Genomic DNA, 15,042 nt, shown 5'->3' with positions numbered 1-15,042 from the left:
CCGCTGCGCACCACGCCTGTCAGACAGGCGCAGTCAGCTTGGCCCGCCCGCCGCAAAAGGCAGGCGCGTCCGTAGCATCCTGAGGTCACTCAGGTGCTGGTCAGCGTCGATGAAAGAGGATCGAGACAGCACCAGAACTGGCCGCTGTCGGGATGCCGCTTCTCGCTTTGATGGCGAGACAACGGCATCGGATAAATGCGCGTTACCTTGCCAAGCCTATGCCGGTTACCGAAACCGGCCGACTACTGTCACTCGAACAAGTACCCACTGAGGGTCTCCGCTATTGATGAAAACGCGCGAAGCTTACGCCCCGACTTCAGGAGAGTAAACCGTAGGAAAGTTTCCGCATGATGAATAAGAAGATTCTTCAGGATGGGTTCAGGTAGGCGTTTTCCTGAGCTCACTGAGGATCAAAATGTGGGAGGGCGCGATCCTGGGCAACCAATGCCAGATACCCATCAAGCTGCCCTTCGGCCAGAACCTTGACCTGGATCGACACATGGTTCACCTGGCGGCCCATCCTGATTCCCTCGCGGGTGCGCACCTCGACATAGCCGAGCTTCGGCCAGAAACGCTCGGCCTTGGAATTGCCAACAACCACTGTCAGCCGCAGCCACCGAGCGCCATTTTCGATCGCCCACGCTTGAAGATCCGCATGCACCTGCTGCGCCAGTCCAGTGCCATGAAAACGGGCATCTACCAGCAGCAGACCGATATGCCATACGCCATCTGCGAGCAAATCGGCCGCAATATTCACTACGGCGACCAGTTGCCCGTCCGCACCGCGACAACCCAACCAGTAGATCCGGCTGCAACGCCAGCCCGGCGGAAGCTGGTTCTGCAACGCTTCGTGCGCTTCGGTTGGCCTGGCAGGCTCGCCGTTAACCGCCATGAAGTAATCCGGCGCCCGCTCAAAAAAACGCTGGAGCTCAGCCTCATCGCCGGCCCCCAGTTCAACTATATAAACGTCCTTGATGGTGCAGTTGATATCCATATCGCTCGACTCTTCTCATTCATCCCGCGTCAGTACTTCCAACAACTCGATCTCAAAGCGCAGATTGCTGTTGGGCTTGATATGCGCGCCCATGGAGCGCTCGCCATAAGCCAGATGCGCCGGCACGTACAACGTACGCACACCACCCACCTGCATGCCCATCAAGCCCTGGTCCCAACCTTTGATGACACGACCGGTACCGATCACACACTGGAACGGCTTGCCCCGCTCCCAAGACGAATCGAACACCGTGCCATCTTCCAAGGTGCCTGTGTATTGAGTGGTGATCAGCGCGCCCTTGACGACGGCTTTGCCGGTGCCAGGGCGGGTGTCGGTGATCTGGAGTTCGTTGTTGCTCATGGGGGTTCTCGTTGAAGGCGTAGAGGGTGGGTTTTTCCCAGAATTGGGTGGGATTGGCAAGTGCAAGAGAACCACTGAACGCCCGCATGTTCTGCGTGGGAACCATTTAGATCAGGGGTTAAACCCATGGACCAAATCGTCCCCGCCCGCCCCAGAACCGCAATTTTTCACCACTACCCCAGACCTCAGCTTCGAAAACGCCCTGACCCACGCCAGCAATGTGCTGCGTTGCGCCACCGTTGCAGCACAGAAGGCTGGTGATCAACTGGACGGTACTCATACACGCTGATGCTTTCCGCCATGCACCTGGCGGACATGGCCAGTGTGATGGTGGATCGGTCACTGGAGTGTATGCAGCCGCGCTAAAGGCACAATCGGCCTCCGTGGAGAGGGAGTTTGCTCCCTCTCCACAAAAAGCCTTGGCGCCAACGTACTCCGCGTCGTGCGGATCAGTTGCTTGGCTACAACCGTTCTCCCTTCAAGGACTTATTCCTCGGAGTGTGGTTTCAGCACAGACCGCTAAATCAGAGTTAGAGAACTTAACTACAACGCAGCAGGAACCATCCGACTTTTCTCCAAACATCTCATCGCCTTTTATAAACATCCAACCAGCTTTGGTTGCATAAAAATAAGAGGTCAACCCATGAGCGAACCAACAAGCCCTGCCCGCGTCGCCGTCATTCAGTTCGATCCCCAGGTGGGCGTGCGCAATCGAAGTGAAAACCTACGCCAGAGCCTCGTGCTGGCCACCGAAGCAGCAAACGGCGGTGCCAATCTGATCGTACTGCCCGAGCTTTCCAACTGCGGGTACTTCTTCAGCAGTCGCCAAGACGCCTTTGATCATGCGGAGACGGTACCCAGCGGGCAGAGCATGCGGGAGTGGATAGATTTTGCCCGTCAGCACAACGTGTATCTGGTGGCCGGTCTTAGCGAGATCGACGGGATGCAGCTGTTCAACACCGCGGTATTGATAGGTCCCGGTGGGTTTATAGGCAAGTACCGCAAGGCCCATTTGTGGAACCTGGAAAAACTCTGGTTCACCCCTGGAGATACAGGATTTCCGGTATTCGAAACGCCGATTGGTCGCATCGGCCTGCTGATTTGCTGGGACATCTGGTTCCCAGAGGTACCGCGCATTCTCAGTCAGCAAGGTGCCGATATCATTTGCAGTCTGAACAACTGGGTGTGGACGCCACCACCTCTTTTCGATGACGCCGGAAAGTGCATGGCGTCGTATTTGACGATGACAGCAGCCCATGTGAACAACGTGTTTATCGCTGCCGCCAGCCGCATCGGTGAGGAGCGGGATGCGCGCTACCTTGGATGCTCGCTGATCGCAGGAACCAATGGCTGGCCGATCGGCGCAGTAGCATCGGCAAATCGTCAGGAGATTTTGTTCGCCGATATCGACATCACCAGCGCCCGCAGCGCACCGATCTGGAACAATCTCAACGATCTGCAAAGAGACCGACGCCATGATCTTTACGATCAGATGCTCGGATATTCCAAACACTCTGCCCTGCCTCGCTGAAAAGAGGGCATGCCATGGAAACCTTATTTGCCAAAAAAACCTTAACTGGCTCACGAGCCGATACTACGGTTCTCATCGTAGGCTTGATCGTCAGCTCGCTGGTGCTGTGGGTCGTATTCAGCCATCGAGGCTCCTGGCCGGGATACAGCGAGATGATTACAGGCTTCCCCCATCCGGCCGCCTGGTTGCGGTGGGTAGTGGGAGATATCAGCGAGGTTGCCTTCTATAAACATGAACTTGCATCACTTGGCCTGTTGAGCGGCGCTTACCTGGCATGGTGGGCGAGCAAACGCGAAAAAGCCTGGCAGGGTTTTTCCATTTGCTACGGCAGCGGATTATGGCCTTGGCTGATAACAAGTTCTTTGATCGGGTTGCTGCTAAGCAACGTGCTGTGGGGTTGGAGCGTCACCGCCGAAACCTGGCAGCCAACATTTGCGGCGTTTGTTTCGTTGCCAGCCGCGATGGTGTTGATGTTTGGCGGGGGTTGGAAAGTCGCACTCAATGGTGCGGTGCTGGGCGCGTTGCTGGTTACACCGGCGTGCCTACTGATCGTCAATTTCGTGTGCATTCCATTGGGATTGCCGGCAGTTATCGGTAATGTGCTTGGAATGGCGTCTGGAAGCGTTATCGCGTTTGCACTGTGTCGCCGGGTGCCCTCGTTGGTGCGTTCAAACTACATAGCGCCAACCAGGCCATCGCCCGCTCCACCGCAATCGTATGGCGTAATCTGGAGCCTGCGCCGCGTGTTGGCGGACTTTTCCGAAGCACCGTTTTTCGGGAATGAGCTAGCCAGCCTCGGGTTGTTAGCCGGGGTATTGCTCGCCTATGCACTCAACCCCATGAGTCCGGCCTATGGTTCAGGCTTGCTTCTACACTTGCTAGGTGCGCAGGCACTGACTTCTGCCATCGGGGTCGTGATCTGGCGACGCCAATGGATCAAGCGGGGTTGGTATCCAACCTATGTTCCGTTGGTATCTGTGGTACCCGCAGCCGTACTTACCCATGGTGGCAGTTGGATGGTGATTGGCTCTAGTGCAATGCTCGGCGCACTGATCGCACCACCATTGGCCTGTGCCATCGCATCTAAGTTGCCTGCTCACTTTCATCCGTACATCGGCAATGTGATGTCGATGGCATTGAGTACGTTGATGATTGTGCCGGTAGTGGGATGGTTGGGAACTTGACGGACGTGGGGGTCGATCGGTTGCCGAAATGCATGCGGCCGCATTAAGCAAGTACGCTTCAAGCAATACCCTGTGGCGAGTGAGCGTACCCGCTTGCCATAGGGATAACAGCAACCCTTTAAAGCCATTGCCAACATCGACTCCTGAACCTCACCCCAAGCATCCTTGCACCTCGCATAGTGCCCCGCATACATCTGCGAACGCGCCTGCACAAAAGAGAAGTATCAGTCAGACGACTTCGCTTGCGCTCTAAAGTCACCTTTGCGTGATGCGCGTAACAAGGTCGCCCGTTTACGCGCATCACCATCAGGTCGAGCGTAGCTTCAACCCGTAAAGCGGCGTCCCTGCCACCTTATCGCCGGCCTTAAGCCAACGGCACGCGACGGTTAGTCAATGCCATGCGCCCTACAAAGAAGCTCAACGCCGCACCCAGCAACAGCATCGCCAGCGTGCTCCAGGCCGCGCGGGACAATTGCTTGGCCGCGACTTCACCTGCTTCACGGGCCTTCTGCTCAGCCTGCTGTTTCAGCTCGTCAACCTTCTGCATGGCTTGCTGATAAGCCTGGGCATAGTTGTCGACGATCTGTGTGGCTTCTTCCTTGCTCTTGCCGGTACGGGCAGCAACGATATTGACCAAGGCTTCTTTGTCAGCCGCGTTAAGCGCTGGCTCACCGGAGGCTTTGACGCGCTCAAACCACTGCTTCAGCGCATCGCCGGCCTGGGCAGGATCGGTCGCTGCGGTAGTCGCTGTCTGCTTGCCATCAGCGGCAGCCTGATCGGTTTTCTGCTCGACATTGGCCGGGTCCAGCTCAGGCTTGCCGCTTTGCTTGAGCAAGGTGTCCAGTTCGCCTTGCAGGCTTTTCCAGTCCAGTTGGATGCCCTGCTCGTTCAGTTGCTGCTTGACGCTATCGCTGATGCCAGGCGCGGCGGCGGCAATCCCGCTACCGGCAGCAGACAAGCCTTTACCAACCACGTTACCGGCGGTGCCAACCACACTGGCGGCCAAGCCTGCCAACAGCCAGGTGGTAAGCAAGGTGGTGACGGTCCAGGTCAGCACGCCGTGCAGGCCGCCACGATCCGGGGCCGTGCGGCCGGCGACGAAGGCACCCACACCGATGGCAAGTAATGTGGAGACAAACAGCCAGATCCCGGCCCCCGTGCCGAAACCGCTCAGCGGGTTACCGGCTTGCATCGGGTTAACCGCACTGGCACCGATGGCAGTGCCCAACACACTGAGGACCAGGTAGGTCACCAGGGCAATTGCACTACCGGCGAGCACCGAGCTCCAGGACACACGAAACAGCGAGCGATTGGTTTCATAGACAGTGGTCATACAGAGGTCCTTCACATGTTGTTGAGGCAAGGCGAAATGCCTTGATGGATGGAGTCTGGCGAAACGACATACGTTCAGTCATGGCCCAAATGCACCAGTGCGCCTGGTGCATTCGCACTCCCCCGTACTCAGTTTCTTTGCACTATCGTGAAGGCAGGATGTCGTACGTCCATGCGCCCCTACACCGGAGAAATCATGACCCAGGATGTACTTGCCAAAGAAACCAACCGCCGCCAACTGCAGCAGATTATCTCCGGGCTCTCCGATGGGATTATCCTCGCGGAAGTCGACCAGACTATCCTGTGGGCCAATGAAGCCGCGCTGACCATGCACGGTGTGGATGACGTGGAGGCACTGGGTGCGAACGCCCAGGCCTACGCCGAGCGTTTTACCCTGCGTTATCGCAATAACCATCCCGTACAACCGGATAGTTACCCATTGGCCCGCGCGGCGGCAGGCGATGAATTCAGCGACGTGGTGGTGGAAGTCACGCCCTTCGCCGAGCCGGACAAAACCTGGGTCCACCGCCTGCGCAGCCTTGTGATCACTGACTCCCACGGCGAGCCGGAGTTACTGGTGTTGATCCTCAGCGACGCCACCGAATGGGCCAGCGCCGAGCAGCGCTTCGAAAAAACCTTCAACGCCAACCCCGCGCCCGCGGTGATTTGCCGCTTGAGCGACCTGCGCTACATCAAGGTCAACCAGGGCTTTTTGGAGATGACCGGCCACAACCGCGACCAGGTCATCGGCAAGTCCGTGTATGAACTGGATGTGCTGGAGCAGGCAGAGCGCAAAGACCTGGCCATCCAGCGCTTGGGCGAAGGCGCGACCATCCCGCAGATGCAGGCCGAACTGAAACTGCCCGAAGGCGGCAGCAAACTGGTGATCGTCGCCGGCCAGCCGCTGGACATGAACGAAGAAGACTGCATGCTGTTTTCGTTCACCGACCTTGAGCCTCGACGCAAGGCCGAAGTGGCCCTGCGCCAAAGTGAAGAACGTTTCGCCAAGTCGTTCCGCCTTACGCCGGTGCCCACGTTGGTGTGTAACGCCGCTAACCGCCAGGTGGTGGACGTCAACGAAGCCTTTATGAACATCACTGGCTATATCAGCGAAGAACTGATCGGTAAGTCCATCGAAGACATCGACTTTATCGACAGCCCCCAGGCAGGCACACAGTTGTTCACCACCCTGGAAAAAGCCGGCAACCTGGATGGCCAGGACCTCAAGGTGCGCAAAAAGGGCAACGAAGTGATCGACTGCGTGGTTTCCGCCGACACCGTGATCATCCAGGACGTGCCCTGCTACCTGCTGGTGCTGATGAACATCACCGAACGCAAGCGCTCGGAACTGGAGTTGGTGGCGGCCATTGAGGAAGTGATGCAGGACGCCTCTTGGTTCAGCCAGACCCTGATCGAAAAGCTGGCTAACGCCAAGAGCGTCAACAGCCCCAACCTGCCTAACGTCAACTTCACCGACCTCACCGCCCGCGAGCGCGATGTGCTGGGCTTGATCTGTGAAGGACTGGCCGACAAAGAGATCGCCTCACGCCTGAAACTGGCGCCCAACACCGTGCGCAACCACGTGGCCACGGTGTACTCCAAATTGGGGGTGCACAGCCGCAGCGCGGCCATCGTTTGGGCCCGCGAACGCGGGCTGTTCGCGAGTGAACTGCGCCTGAAAAACAAGCCCTGACAGTGCAAATGCACTAGTGCAGCTAGTGCGAATTCAACTTATGGCGGGGCGGCGTAAGCAATAACCTTCAAGGCATCGAACTGGATGCCCTGAAGGAACACGCATGTTTACCCTCGCCCAACTGCGAAATTGCATCGAAGAAGGCCTGTCGCCACTGACCTGCGAGTTCACCCTGTGCCGGGATGCGTCCTTGACCCTCAAGGTCTACGACGCCGATACCGGCCGGGTTGATCTGGTGGTTACCGGGATCAGCACCAACCGGCTGCAGACCCCGATAGAAGTGGAAAAAATGGTGGAAGAACTGCGCTACGAACTGCAGTGCAACACCATGGGCAAGCTCACGCTGAATGACTTCCCTTCAACGACGAACCAATGAAATAGAACACACCGCCGGCCACGATAAACATCCCCAGCATGTAGAACATCGTGTGGGCCGGCAGGTTGGCCAGTACCAGCCCACACAACACCGGCCCCAGGGCTGCGCCGAGGTTGGACAGGTTCTGCGCGCCGTAGTACATGCCCCTCAAATGGTCCGGGGCAATCCGGTCGATAAACATGTATTCGGCCGGGAACACGATAATCTCCCCCACCGTGAACACCGCCATTGCCAGGACCCACCACACCACGCTGGTGGACAGCGCAAAGCCGATCAGCCCCAACATGAACATGCTCAAGCCGAAGATGAGCCACTGGCTCAAATGACGGTGTGATATGCGCCGGCCGATCACATATTGCAAAGCGATCACCATTACCGCGTTGGTGGTGAGCACGGCGCTGATCACGGTGTAAGTGTGTTGCGCTGTGGTGGTGATCACCAGGTACTGCGACAGGTAGGCCGTGAACTGGCCGAACACGACTGCACTGAGCACACCGCCCATCGTGAAGCACACCAGCCGACGGTCCTGCAGCAATACACGGCCAACGGCAAGAAACGACACCGGCTTTTGCGCCACGTCCACTGTGGTTAACGTGCGATCGCCCCAGCGCCAATACAGCAGGAAAAACCCCGCCCCCAGCAGCGCCGATAACATAAACGGCAGGCTGATATCCATCTTCGCCACCATCGCACCGAAAAACGGCCCGACCGCGTAGCCAATGTTGGTAAGGGTGTACTTGATGGAAAACACTTCGCTGCGCGCGTCTTCCGGCAGCAGGCTCGCAAAGCCGGCCTTCACCGCAATATCGATGACCGCGTACGCAAGGTTGATCAGGATCAGGCAGCTATAAAACGTCCAGATGTTCTGCGCCACCAGCGTACCAATAAACCCCAGCACAAACAGCACGCTCATCCAGAGCAATAACCGATAGCTGTTGATGCGGTCGACCAGAAAACCGCCATACACGCTGAGCAGCGAGCCGACAATCAACGAGCTGCCGATCACCAGGCCAACTTGCGTGATGTCGAGGGTGAAATGATGGGTGAGGTAGATCACCAAGTAGGGAAACGTAATCGCCTTGGCCAGCGTCAGCAGCAACGTGGCGCTCAGCAACAGGTTAACGGTGCGGGGGTAGTTTCTTATTGTGGCAAGCATCCTGCTCTCATTCTTTGAAGGTAACGCGACCATTGCGGTCGGCTACCTTAACGCAAGAACAAGGCAAAAAGGAGGGTCACTTCTTGACGGGTGTGATCTCCAGAATGGTGCCGTTGGTGGTCTTGAGCAGTACGTATTTATCGCCCACCCGCGCCCATTGGCTTTCGTCCTCGGGCTGCTTGAGACCGCGCTTTTTCCAGTCGCTCACGGCCGACTCCTTGCGCATCAGAATATCCGGCGCGCGATCGCCTTCTTTCAGGTCACGGGTGTTGATGTTGGAAGGTTGCACAGTTTCCTGAGGCGTATCACCGGCCTGTACCACAAAGCTGGCGGTGGACAGGCTGGCGGCGACCAACAGGCAGGCAGCTAGGGTTTTAGACTTCATGGGTGCTCCTTCAATTAATGACACGTACCCAGGTTCGGACCGCGAGGGTTCGCAATCATTCAGCAAAGAACGCGGCTTAAAGACATCTACCGACGACTTCACCGCCCCCATTGCCTCCATGAAATAAAACCTGTAATTTTTCGTGAAATTTCTCGATATAAATTTCATGAACCAGCAAGAAGAACTCGACGCCCTGGCGATCCTGATCCACGACCTGCGCAAGCACAAGAAGCTGACCCTCGCCCAACTCGCGCAAAAGATCGAGCGTTCGGTAGGCTTTCTGTCACAGGTGGAACGCGGCCTGTCACGTCCGACCGTGGCGGACCTCACTGCCATCAGCCACGCCCTCGACGTGCCCACCACGTACTTCTACAGCCAGCCCAAACCCAAGGCCATTGACTGGATCACGCGCCCCAACGAGCGGCGCACGGTGTATTACGCCAATGGCATCACCGACATCCTGGTCTCCCCCAGCATGAACGGCGCGTTTTCGATGCTCGACAGCCTGCTTGCTCCCGGTGCCAACAGTGGTGAGCAGACCATGAGCGACCGCGCCGAGCAGGCCGGTTTTGTGCTGGAGGGTGAATTAACACTGTGGGTCGAAGGCGAGGCCGATTCGGTCACCCTCGGCCCTGGCGACAGCTTCCACCTCGCCAGCTTTGCCCATTGCCGCTACGCCAACTTGACTGACCTGCCCGCCCGCGTGTTGTGGGTTTACAACTAGGAGCTGCACCCGTGAAAAGCCATGCCGCCACGTTACTGGCCGAAGTACGGACCTTTCGCCAGAACCACCCCGACGTGCGCTACGTCGACCTGATCGCCCTGGACATCCCCGGGCATTTCTACGGCAAGCGTTATCCCATAGAAATGCTGGAAAAGGTCGCCTCCGGCAGCCCGCTGAAGTTGCCACAGAACGCGGTGCTGCTGGGCGCCCAGGGCGGGTTGTTCAAGATCGGCGATTACTGCTTCAACGACGGCGACCCAGACGCCAACCGCCGCCTGGTGCCGGGCACGCTCAAGCCGGTGAACTGGGAATCGCAGCCCTTGGGCCAGATGTTGATCACCTCGGACGGTACCGACGCGCCGATCGAGTTCGAACCTCGCGAAGTCTTGGCCAAGGTGTTGGAACGCCTGCACCACAAAGGTATTCACCCGGTGGTGGCCTTCGAGCTGGAGTTCTATCTATTCGACAAGAAACTCGACAACGGCCTGCCGCAATTTGCCCGTGACCCACTGAGCGATGACGCCGACGACCAGCCCAACCTGCATATCGAACGGCTGTCACGCTTCAACGATGTACTCGACGATATGGCCCAGACCGCCAAGGACCAGGGCATCGACATCACGGTGATCACCGCCGAACTCGGCCCCGGTCAGTTCGAGATCAACTTCGGCCACCTCGACGACGGCCTGCGCGCCGCCGACTGGGCCGCCCTGTTCTGTCGCAGCACCCGGGGCGTGGCACTCAAACACGGCTACCGCGCCAGTTTCATGGCCAAGCCCTACCTGCAATTTCCCGGCAGCGGCATGCACGTGCATGTCAGCCTCTACGACGGCGCGGGCAACAACCTGCTGGCGGCGCATCAGCAACAACCGCTGCGCCATGCGGTGGCCGGCTGCCTGGAATTACTGCCCCACTGCATGCCGATCTTCTCGCCCAACCACAACGCTTTCCGCCGCCTGGGCGGCACGGTCAACGCTGCCACCCGCGCCTGCTGGGGGTTTGAAGACCGCGACGCGTGCGTGCGCATCCCTGAGTCTGACCCACGCAACCTGCGCATCGAACACCGCCTGGCCAGCGCCGACGCCAACCCGTATTTGGTGCTGGCGGCGATCCTCGTCGGTTTGGAACATGGCCTGGAAGCCAAACAGGAGCCCATCGCGCCACTGAACGAGGACCGCGCCAGCGGCACCGACTTCCCAGTGGAAATGCTTGATGCCGTGCGCGCCATGCAGCATCAGCCAGTATTGCGCGATAAGCTGGGCGCCGAATTTGTCGACGTGTACTGCGAGAACAAACGCCAGGATCACCTGGCCTTCCAGCAAGAGATCCACGCGCGGGAATACCGCTGGTTTCTCTGACTCAACCGCCATGGAATCACCGATGACCGACCAAAGCGCCCCGGCCCTCAAGGAAATCTTCAACGTCGAACGCCTGCAACACATCGCCACTGAAATGACGGCGGTGTATCCCGCGTTCGACGCCAAAGGTTTCCTCAAACACGCCACCGCCGGGCTGGACGAGTTGTCGGTGATGCAGCGCATGGCACGGGTCAGCGAAAGCCTGTACACGGTGATCCCCCTGGATTACCCCAAAAGCCTCAAGCTGCTTTACGCCCTGGCGCCACGCCTGAACAGTGGATTTGTCAGCCTGTTTCTACCGCACTACGTGGCAAGTTACGGCCTGGCTGACTTCGAGCGCTCCATGGCGGCGCTCAAGTACTTCACCACCTTTGGCTCGGCCGAGTTCGCGATAAGACACTTCTTGCTGCACGACTTCGAACGCTCCCTGGCAGTGATGCAGGCGTGGTCCCTGGATGACAACGACCACGTACGCCGCCTGGCCAGCGAAGGCTCGCGGCCCCGTTTGCCATGGTCGTTTCGCCTGACCGAAGTGCAGGCCAACCCCGCGTTATGCGCCTCGATCCTCGACAACCTAAAGGCCGATCCGAGCCTCTACGTGCGCAAGTCCGTGGCCAATCACCTCAACGACATCACCAAGGACCATCCGGAATGGGTGCTCAGCCTGATCGAAGGCTGGAACCTGGATAACCCGCACACGGCCTGGATTGCACGTCATGCGCTGCGCAGCCTGATCAAACAGGGCAACACCCGTGCGCTGACCATCATGGGCGCCGGCGCCAGGGCCGAGGTGACGCTCCATAACTTGAACGTGACGCCGGCGGTGATCAATCTGGGCGAGCGGATCAACCTGTCGTTCAGCCTGGAATCCACCGCGGCCACTGCGCAAAAACTGGTGGTGGATTACGCCATCGACTATGTAAAAAGCGCCGGGCATAGCGCGAGCAAGGTGTTCAAGCTCAAGGCGTTTACGCTGGGCGCGGGAGAACGACACAGCCTGCGCCGCGAGCAACATATTCGTGAACTGACTACACGCAAGCACTATCCCGGTCGGCATAGGGTGCATGTCATGGTGAATGGAGAAAGGCTCGGCAGCGCTGAATTCGAATTGCGCGATTAACCCGATGCTTAGCCAACACCGCCGATCAATGTGGGAAGGGGCTTGCCCCCGATAGCGGTGTATCAGCCAGCCCATCTGGCGACCGGCCCACCGCTACCGAGAGCAAGCCCACTCCCACAGTTTTGCTTCGGTTTCTTCAGGTCGACTCGCCGAGCAACAGTGGCTGCTCCCGCGCGCACAACTCCACCACGTAATCCCACAACACCCGCAGCCGCACCGACTTGTGCAGCTCCCTGCGCGAGCTGATCCAGTAGCTGCGCTGGATCCCCTCCCCCGGCAGCAACGCGACCAGCTCCGGATCGCCGGCAGCCATGAAGCACGGCAACACCGCAATGCCCAATCCGGAGCGCGCAGCCTGGTGTTGTGCGATCACGCTGGTGCTGTGAAACACGACTTTGGGGTTACGGCAGAAGCTGCTGAGGAATTTCAGCTCCTGGCTGAACAACAGATCGTCGACGTAATCGATCCAGGAATGGGCAGCGAGGTCTTCGCGTTTTTCGATGGCAGGGTTGCGGTCCAGGTAAGCGCGGCTGGCGTAAAGGGCCAGGCGGTAATCGGTGAGTTTGCGGGTGACCAGTTGGTCGACGCTGGGGCGTTCTAGGTGGATGCTGATTTCCGCTTCGCGATTGAGGATGCTGACAAAGCGCGGCACCGCCACCAGTTCCACTTCCAATCCCGGATAACGTTCAAACAGCCCGCCCATGCGACTGGCGAGAAACATCACGCCCAGGCCTTCAGCCACGCCGAGGCGGATCTTGCCCAGCGGCGCGGCGGAATGCGTGAGTTCGTCTTCGGCCAGCAGCGCAACGTTTTCCATGGCTTCAGCGTGTTTGAGCAGGGCCTCGCCGGAAGGCGTCAGTTCGTAGCCCTGGGCGTGCTGCACGAACAGCGCGGTGCCGAGGCTTTTTTCGATGGCCTCGATATGCCTGGCCACGGTGGCGTGGGTGGTTTTCAGGCGCTGCGCGGCAGTAAGCAGACGACCACTGCGTTGGAGCTCAAGAAAGAACCGTAGGTCATTCCAGTCGAACATATCGCCTCCATTCAATCAGCCAGGGCAACGCTGTTTAAAAACGCACAGCAGCTGGGTAAAAACTAACATTTTTAAGACGAAAACTAACAACTAGGATGGAACCAATAAGAAAAACAAGCGAGGCCTCAGATGCCCATTGCAGCTGCACAATACGATTACGTGGTAGTAGGTGCCGGCCCCGCAGGCTGCCTGCTGGCCAATCGACTGTCCGCCAACCCTGCCCACCGCGTGCTCCTGCTCGAAGCCGGTCGCCGCGACAATTACCCCTGGATCCACATCCCCGTCGGCTACCTCTTCTGCATCGGCAACCCACGCACCGACTGGTGCTTCAAGACCGAAGCCCAAGAAGGGCTGCAAGGCCGTGCCCTGAGTTACCCGCGCGGCAAGGTGCTGGGCGGCTGCTCGTCCATCAACGGCATGATCTACATGCGCGGCCAGGCCCAGGATTACGACGGCTGGGCGGCGCAAGGTAACCCGGGCTGGGCCTGGAAAGATGTGCTGCCACTGTTCAAGCAGAGCGAAAACCACTTTGCCGGTGGCTCGGAATTCCACAGCGACGGCGGTGAATGGCGGGTCGAGCAGCAGCGCCTGTCATGGCCGATCCTGGATGCATTTCGTGAGGCGGCAGCGCAAAGCGGCATCGCCGCTATCAATGACTTCAACCAGGGCGATAACGAAGGCTGCGGTTACTTCCAGGTCAACCAGAAAGCCGGCGTGCGCTGGAACGCGGCCAAGGCGTTTCTCAAGCCTATCCGCCAACGTCCCAACCTCACCGTGCTGACAGAAGTCGAAGTCGACCGCGTGGTCCTGGAAAACGGTCGCGCCTCAGCGGTGGTCGGGCGTCAAAACGGTCAGCAGATGAGTTGGAAAGCGTGCAAGGAGATCGTGCTGTGCGCCGGTTCCGTGGGCTCGCCAGGCATTCTGCAACGTTCAGGCATCGGCCCATCCAGCGTACTCAAGCCTCTGGGTATTGATGTGCTGCATGAACTGCCTGGCGTTGGCGGCAACTTGCAGGATCACCTGCAACTGCGGCTGATCTACAAGCTGGAAAAAGCCCGCACCCTGAACCAGATCGCCGGCACCGTGTGGGGCAAAATGGGCATGGGACTGCGCTACCTGTACGACCGCAGCGGCCCGCTGTCGATGGCGCCCAGTCAGCTCGGCGCGTTTGCCCGCTCCGGCCCGGAACAAACCTCGGCCAACCTCGAATACCACGTGCAGCCGCTATCCCTGGAGCGCTTCGGCGAGCCGCTGCACGCATTCCCGGCATTCACCGCCTCGGTGTGTGATCTGCGCCCGCAGAGCCGTGGCCGTATTGATATCCGCTCGGCAAACCCGGCGGATGCGCCGCTGATACAACCCAACTACCTCAGCCATCCGCAAGACTTGCGCGTGGCCGCCGACGCGATTCGCCTGACCCGACGCATCGTCGCTGCCCCCGCCCTGAGCCAGTTCAAGCCGGTGGAGTATCTGCCCGGTGACTCGCTGCAAACCGAGGAGGAACTGCACGAAGCCGCCGCCCGTATCGGCACCACGATTTTCCACCCGGTGGGCACTTGCCGCATGGGCAGCGACAAAGACGCCGTGGTCGATGCGCAACTGCGGGTGCATGGCGTGCCCGGCCTGCGCATCGCCGATGCCTCGATCATGCCGCGCATTACGTCCGGCAATACCTGTTCACCGACGCTGATGATCGCGGAAAAGGCCGCGCAGCTGATCCTTTCGCCGAACACAAGGAGTCTCGCCCCGGAGAAAGAACTGGTTCATGCAATCTGAATAGCGGCGCCAAACCTGGCGCC

General features: G+C 59.0%; 14 protein-coding genes. 8 read left to right on the top strand and 6 right to left on the bottom strand.

Annotated elements, in window-relative coordinates:
- Nucleotides 1–400: 400 nt before the first annotated feature.
- Together ACEN2T_RS10305 and ACEN2T_RS10300 are read right to left on the bottom strand one after the other, a co-directional pair.
- On the bottom strand, nt 401–994 hold the full coding sequence (locus ACEN2T_RS10305) for a GNAT family N-acetyltransferase (RefSeq protein WP_442116655.1): 594 nt from the start codon (nt 992–994) through the stop codon (nt 401–403).
- A 15-nt stretch (nt 995–1,009) separates the two neighbouring features.
- Nucleotides 1,010–1,354, bottom strand: coding sequence for an FKBP-type peptidyl-prolyl cis-trans isomerase (locus ACEN2T_RS10300; RefSeq protein WP_095186520.1), 345 nt, complete (start codon nt 1,352–1,354; stop codon nt 1,010–1,012).
- Nucleotides 1,355–1,997: 643 nt separating this feature from the next.
- On the opposite strand from ACEN2T_RS10300, the gene ACEN2T_RS10295 reads away from it, so the two are divergent.
- Together ACEN2T_RS10295 and ACEN2T_RS10290 are read left to right on the top strand one after the other, a co-directional pair.
- Nucleotides 1,998–2,885 (top strand): nitrilase family protein, encoded by an 888-nt coding sequence (locus ACEN2T_RS10295; protein WP_442116654.1) that lies wholly within the window; start codon nt 1,998–2,000, stop codon nt 2,883–2,885.
- A 14-nt stretch (nt 2,886–2,899) separates the two neighbouring features.
- Complete coding sequence (locus tag ACEN2T_RS10290; protein ID WP_181644281.1) at nt 2,900–4,069, top strand: hypothetical protein; 1,170 nt, start codon at nt 2,900–2,902, stop codon at nt 4,067–4,069.
- A 364-nt stretch (nt 4,070–4,433) separates the two neighbouring features.
- Here ACEN2T_RS10290 and ACEN2T_RS10285 read toward each other — a convergent pair whose 3' ends face one another.
- Complete coding sequence (locus tag ACEN2T_RS10285; RefSeq protein ID WP_032886629.1) at nt 4,434–5,402, bottom strand: hypothetical protein; 969 nt, start codon at nt 5,400–5,402, stop codon at nt 4,434–4,436.
- 195 nt (nt 5,403–5,597) lie between these two features.
- Between ACEN2T_RS10285 and ACEN2T_RS10280 the strand changes: the two genes are divergently transcribed.
- On the top strand, nt 5,598–7,094 hold the full coding sequence (locus ACEN2T_RS10280; protein WP_442116736.1) for a PAS domain S-box protein: 1,497 nt from the start codon (nt 5,598–5,600) through the stop codon (nt 7,092–7,094).
- Nucleotides 7,095–7,197: 103 nt separating this feature from the next.
- The gene (locus ACEN2T_RS10275; RefSeq protein WP_032886630.1) at nt 7,198–7,470 is read left to right on the top strand and encodes a DUF1652 domain-containing protein; all 273 of its coding nucleotides are present in this window, start codon (nt 7,198–7,200) and stop codon (nt 7,468–7,470) included.
- Here ACEN2T_RS10275 and ACEN2T_RS10270 read toward each other — a convergent pair.
- Nucleotides 7,433–8,626, bottom strand: a complete 1,194-nt coding sequence (locus ACEN2T_RS10270; protein ID WP_181644280.1) for an MFS transporter — start codon at nt 8,624–8,626, stop codon at nt 7,433–7,435. The genes ACEN2T_RS10275 and ACEN2T_RS10270 overlap by 38 nt on opposite strands.
- 76 nt (nt 8,627–8,702) lie before the next feature.
- On the bottom strand, nt 8,703–9,011 hold the full coding sequence (locus ACEN2T_RS10265) for an RcnB family protein (RefSeq protein WP_032886633.1): 309 nt from the start codon (nt 9,009–9,011) through the stop codon (nt 8,703–8,705).
- A 166-nt stretch (nt 9,012–9,177) separates the two neighbouring features.
- Here ACEN2T_RS10265 and ACEN2T_RS10260 point away from each other — a divergent pair, with 166 nt between their 5' ends.
- Genes ACEN2T_RS10260 through ACEN2T_RS10250 form a run of 3 tightly spaced genes read left to right on the top strand, consistent with a single transcriptional unit; the run spans nt 9,178 to nt 12,213 of the window.
- Complete coding sequence (locus ACEN2T_RS10260) at nt 9,178–9,735, top strand: helix-turn-helix domain-containing protein (protein ID WP_032886635.1); 558 nt, start codon at nt 9,178–9,180, stop codon at nt 9,733–9,735.
- Nucleotides 9,736–9,746: 11 nt separating this feature from the next.
- Nucleotides 9,747–11,093 (top strand): glutamine synthetase family protein, encoded by a 1,347-nt coding sequence (locus ACEN2T_RS10255; protein WP_122753696.1) that lies wholly within the window; start codon nt 9,747–9,749, stop codon nt 11,091–11,093.
- A gap of 22 nt (nt 11,094–11,115) precedes the next feature.
- Nucleotides 11,116–12,213, top strand: coding sequence for a DNA alkylation repair protein (locus tag ACEN2T_RS10250; protein WP_442116653.1), 1,098 nt, complete (start codon nt 11,116–11,118; stop codon nt 12,211–12,213).
- Between the two features lie 136 nt (nt 12,214–12,349).
- On the opposite strand, the gene ACEN2T_RS10245 is transcribed toward ACEN2T_RS10250, so the two are convergent.
- Nucleotides 12,350–13,243 (bottom strand): LysR family transcriptional regulator, encoded by an 894-nt coding sequence (locus ACEN2T_RS10245; RefSeq protein WP_032886642.1) that lies wholly within the window; start codon nt 13,241–13,243, stop codon nt 12,350–12,352.
- Between the two features lie 129 nt (nt 13,244–13,372).
- Between ACEN2T_RS10245 and ACEN2T_RS10240 the strand changes: the two genes are divergently transcribed.
- Nucleotides 13,373–15,019: a GMC family oxidoreductase gene (locus ACEN2T_RS10240; RefSeq protein ID WP_442116652.1), complete on the top strand. Its 1,647-nt coding sequence runs from the start codon at nt 13,373–13,375 to the stop codon at nt 15,017–15,019.
- Nucleotides 15,020–15,042 lie beyond the last annotated feature (23 nt).

This window comes from Pseudomonas sp. W22_MBD1_FP4 (assembly GCF_052113765.1).
Taxonomy (GTDB): domain Bacteria; phylum Pseudomonadota; class Gammaproteobacteria; order Pseudomonadales; family Pseudomonadaceae; genus Aquipseudomonas; species Aquipseudomonas sivasensis.
The sequence above is the reverse complement of the archived record's forward strand: the minus strand, read 5'-3'. Positions and strand labels throughout refer to the sequence as shown.

Coding starts and splice junctions, on each gene's coding strand:
- ACEN2T_RS10265 (WP_032886633.1), bottom strand. CDS start 9,011: ATGAAGTCTAAAACCCTAGCTGCCTGCCTGTTGGTCGCCGCCAGCCTG.
- ACEN2T_RS10305 (WP_442116655.1), bottom strand. CDS start 994: ATGGATATCAACTGCACCATCAAGGACGTTTATATAGTTGAACTGGGG.
- ACEN2T_RS10295 (WP_442116654.1), top strand. CDS start 1,998: ATGAGCGAACCAACAAGCCCTGCCCGCGTCGCCGTCATTCAGTTCGAT.
- ACEN2T_RS10245 (WP_032886642.1), bottom strand. CDS start 13,243: ATGTTCGACTGGAATGACCTACGGTTCTTTCTTGAGCTCCAACGCAGT.
- ACEN2T_RS10285 (WP_032886629.1), bottom strand. CDS start 5,402: ATGACCACTGTCTATGAAACCAATCGCTCGCTGTTTCGTGTGTCCTGG.
- ACEN2T_RS10280 (WP_442116736.1), top strand. CDS start 5,598: ATGACCCAGGATGTACTTGCCAAAGAAACCAACCGCCGCCAACTGCAG.
- ACEN2T_RS10260 (WP_032886635.1), top strand. CDS start 9,178: ATGAACCAGCAAGAAGAACTCGACGCCCTGGCGATCCTGATCCACGAC.
- ACEN2T_RS10290 (WP_181644281.1), top strand. CDS start 2,900: ATGGAAACCTTATTTGCCAAAAAAACCTTAACTGGCTCACGAGCCGAT.
- ACEN2T_RS10275 (WP_032886630.1), top strand. CDS start 7,198: ATGTTTACCCTCGCCCAACTGCGAAATTGCATCGAAGAAGGCCTGTCG.
- ACEN2T_RS10270 (WP_181644280.1), bottom strand. CDS start 8,626: ATGCTTGCCACAATAAGAAACTACCCCCGCACCGTTAACCTGTTGCTG.
- ACEN2T_RS10300 (WP_095186520.1), bottom strand. CDS start 1,354: ATGAGCAACAACGAACTCCAGATCACCGACACCCGCCCTGGCACCGGC.
- ACEN2T_RS10250 (WP_442116653.1), top strand. CDS start 11,116: ATGACCGACCAAAGCGCCCCGGCCCTCAAGGAAATCTTCAACGTCGAA.
- ACEN2T_RS10240 (WP_442116652.1), top strand. CDS start 13,373: ATGCCCATTGCAGCTGCACAATACGATTACGTGGTAGTAGGTGCCGGC.